Source organism: Syntrophorhabdaceae bacterium (genome assembly GCA_028713955.1).
Lineage (GTDB): Bacteria > Desulfobacterota > Syntrophorhabdia > Syntrophorhabdales > Syntrophorhabdaceae > UBA5609.
The window spans coordinates 1-3,168 of record JAQTNJ010000001.1; the positions used below are offsets into that span (position 1 = coordinate 1).

Annotated in this window: 3 protein-coding genes; 2 read left to right on the plus strand and 1 reads right to left on the minus strand. The window is 48.5% G+C overall.

Annotated features, from left to right (window positions below):
- Positions 1 to 1,009 (minus strand): DEAD/DEAH box helicase (locus PHU49_00005; GenBank protein MDD5242373.1); only part of this gene is annotated, 1,009 nt, incomplete at its 3' end.
- 94 nt (positions 1,010 to 1,103) lie between these two features.
- Between PHU49_00005 and PHU49_00010 the strand changes: the two genes are divergently transcribed.
- The gene (locus PHU49_00010) at positions 1,104 to 1,652 is read left to right on the plus strand and encodes a macro domain-containing protein (GenBank protein ID MDD5242374.1); all 549 of its coding nucleotides are present in this window, start codon (positions 1,104 to 1,106) and stop codon (positions 1,650 to 1,652) included.
- A 3-nt stretch (positions 1,653 to 1,655) separates the two neighbouring features.
- Positions 1,656 to 3,038, plus strand: a complete 1,383-nt coding sequence (purF, locus tag PHU49_00015; GenBank protein ID MDD5242375.1) for an amidophosphoribosyltransferase — start codon at positions 1,656 to 1,658, stop codon at positions 3,036 to 3,038.
- Positions 3,039 to 3,168 lie beyond the last annotated feature (130 nt).

Below are 3,168 nucleotides of genomic sequence, written 5' to 3' on the forward strand. Positions count from 1 at the left end.
TGAGGTAGTGCTGCTCGGCAAGGATCTCGGTAGGCGCCATAAAGGCGACCTGATACCCGCTGTCGACTGCCCTGAGGGCGGCCAATACCGCGCATACCGTCTTCCCTGACCCTACATCGCCCTGGAGGAGCCTGTTCATGGGTTTATCATCTTCCATATTACGGTTAATCTCGGCAATCACCTTCTTTTGAGCGTCTGTAAGTTCAAAACCAAGGTCACTCAAAAATCTGTTAAAATAAACGCCATCAGAGGAAAATCGTATCCCTTTTTCAGATTCAACCTCTCTTTTCCTCATTAAAAGGGCGCTTTGAAATGTCACATACTCTTCGAGGATAATCCTTTCCAGAAATTGATTTCTCGTCCTGTTCCCCTCCAGGTGGTCATCGGGCATATGAAGCGAAGAAAAGGAGTTCTTCAGGGCGTTAAGACCCTCGGATGATTCAATGTCTGCGGAAACAATGCTCTCAATATGCTGTCCATAGTCCGTTATTGCCTGGGCTATGATCTTTCTCATAACACCCTGTTTGCTCCCTTCCACTGCAGAATAAATGGGGACTATTTTCGTGTGTTCGTCGATATCAGGTTCTTCATCCAGTATCGTTACATCGGGATGGACCATCTGAAGTGTATTGCCGAACATAGTCACTTCACCGGAGAGGAAAAGGATATTATCCTTTTTACACACGTTTTTAAGGTACTGGGGGAACCATTGGAACCACTTTAGGGATATCTGCCCTGTTTCATCGCTGACGATCGCCTCAAAACCCTTTTTGCGTGCGTGGCGGTAAAAAAGCGACCTGTAGCGGATGACACGCGCGATAAGGTTGACCCGCTGTTTCTCCTCTATCTCCCCGATCTTTGATATATACCGCCTGTCGATATATCTGATGGGCAGGAAATAGAACAGGTCCTCAACGGTTCTGATCCCACGCTTGCTTAGCTGTTCAGCTATCCTTGGGCCAATACCTTTAAGACTGATCACCGGTGTCGACAGTTTATCAGGAATCATTTTCCTTTCCCATTTTCCGAATTTTATATTACAATACTATTACGCTCTTTTAAAGAAAAGAGAGGTAGCGCCTGAATCACCAGCACGGTCAAATATGGATATCCTCAAAGAAGTCTCCATAAAAGGAACAAAGATAAGCATCATAAGGGGCGACCTCACTGAAAGCGATGCAGACGCCATAGTCAATGCGGCAAACTCATACCTCCAGCATGGCGGAGGCGTCGCAGGGGCGATCGTCAGAAAGGGAGGCCCTGTCATACAGGAAGAAAGCGACAGAATCGGCTATGTTCCCGTTGGTGAATGCGGCATCACGTCAGGCGGAAGATTGAAGGCGCGGTATGTGATCCATGCTGTCGGTCCCCGGTGGGGCGAAGGCGACGAGCACAACAAGTTAAGGAACGCTATCCGGAATGTAATGATCCTCGCCACGGCAAAGGGGTTCAGGTCGATCGCCATGCCTGCCGTCAGCGCCGGCATCTTTGGCTTTCCAAAGGCAGAATGCGCGAAGATCATCATCGATGAGATCTCGTCATTTCTGAACAACAACTCAACATCGCTGGAGGAGATCGCTTTATATCTCTTCGATGAAGAGATTACAGGGTTCTTCATAAAAGAGATTGAATTCTTCGAGAAGGAGATATAAGGAATGTGCGGAATATTCGGGATCTTTAACCATAAAGACGCGGCAAACCTGGCATACCTCGGACTCCACGCGCTTCAGCACAGGGGTCAGGAAAGTGCGGGGATATCAAGCACCGATGGTTACACCGTCATAACCCACAGGGAGATGGGACTTGTATCCGATATCTTCGACGCCGACGTCCTGCAGAAGCTCAAAGGTGACGCAGCGATCGGACATGTCCGTTATTCTACTGCCGGGTCGAGCAACCTCGGGAATGCGCAACCTCTTTCGGTTGAATATTCGCAAGGTTATCTCTCCATTGCCCACAACGGGAACCTTACCAACGCGAAGATCATCAAGGATGAACTACAGAACTATGGCTCCATCTTTCAATCAACGACAGATACGGAGGTGATCATTCACCTCATTGCACTCTCCCATGAGCACTCAACCCTGGAGAGACTAACCAACGCCCTTAAAAGGCTCGAAGGCTCATACTCCCTGGTTTTGCTTACCAACAAGGAGCTTATCGTTGCGAGGGACCCTCAGGGGTTCAGGCCTCTCGTCCTTGGAAAGATCAAAGACGCCTATGTGGTATCCAGCGAAACATGCGCCTTTGACCTCATCGGCGCCAGGTACATACGCGAGATCGATCCCGGTGAGATCATCTATATCAACAAAGAGGGTATGAAGAGCTTTAAGCCTTTTAAAAAGGCAAATCCCCAATACTGTATCTTTGAATACATCTATTTCGCAAGACCTGACAGCTTTATGTTCGGCGAAACGGTATATTCTGTCAGAAAAGACCTTGGGAGACAGCTTGCGAAAGATACCCATGTAGAGGCCGATATGGTGATCGCCATACCGGACTCCGGTATAGGTGCTGCGATCGGCTATTCCCAGGAAACCGGTATCCCCTTCGAAATGGGGCTCATCAGGAACCATTACGTAGGCAGGACATTTATAGAGCCTGAAGAGTCTATCAGGCACTTTGGTGTAAAACTGAAGCTGAACGCGATCCATGACATCGTTAGAGGAAAGAGGATCATCGTTATCGATGACTCCATCGTGAGGGCCACAACGGGGAGAAAGATCATAAAGATGCTGCGGCAATACGGGGCAAAAGAGATACACTTCAGGGTCAGCTCTCCGCCGACCACACACCCCTGCTTCTATGGCATCGACACGCCTTCAAGGGCTGAGCTCATAGCCTCGTCACACACCGTCCGGGAGATCAACAAATACATGGGTTCTGATTCTCTTCGCTACCTGACCCTGGAAAGTTTGCGGAAGGCTGTCGGCAGTGATAATTATACCTTTTGTGACGCCTGTTTTTCAGGCACGTACCCATCAAAGTTCCCATGGGGTATGGAACTCGAACAGATGGAATTATTTTCGAAGAGGTGAATATGGATCGTCTGGAAGAAGCAAAGGAAGTGCTGCTCAACATTCTGAAGACCCTCTCATATGAAGAAGGCGAGTTTATCCTCAAGAGTGGCAAGAAAAGTTCTTACTATATTGACGCAAGGGAAACTAC

Excerpts from the sequence above, each read along its gene's own strand:
- PHU49_00010 (MDD5242374.1), top strand. The coding sequence starts at position 1,104 with ATGGATATCCTCAAAGAAGTCTCCATAAAAGGAACAAAGATAAGCATC.
- purF (MDD5242375.1), top strand. The coding sequence starts at position 1,656 with ATGTGCGGAATATTCGGGATCTTTAACCATAAAGACGCGGCAAACCTG.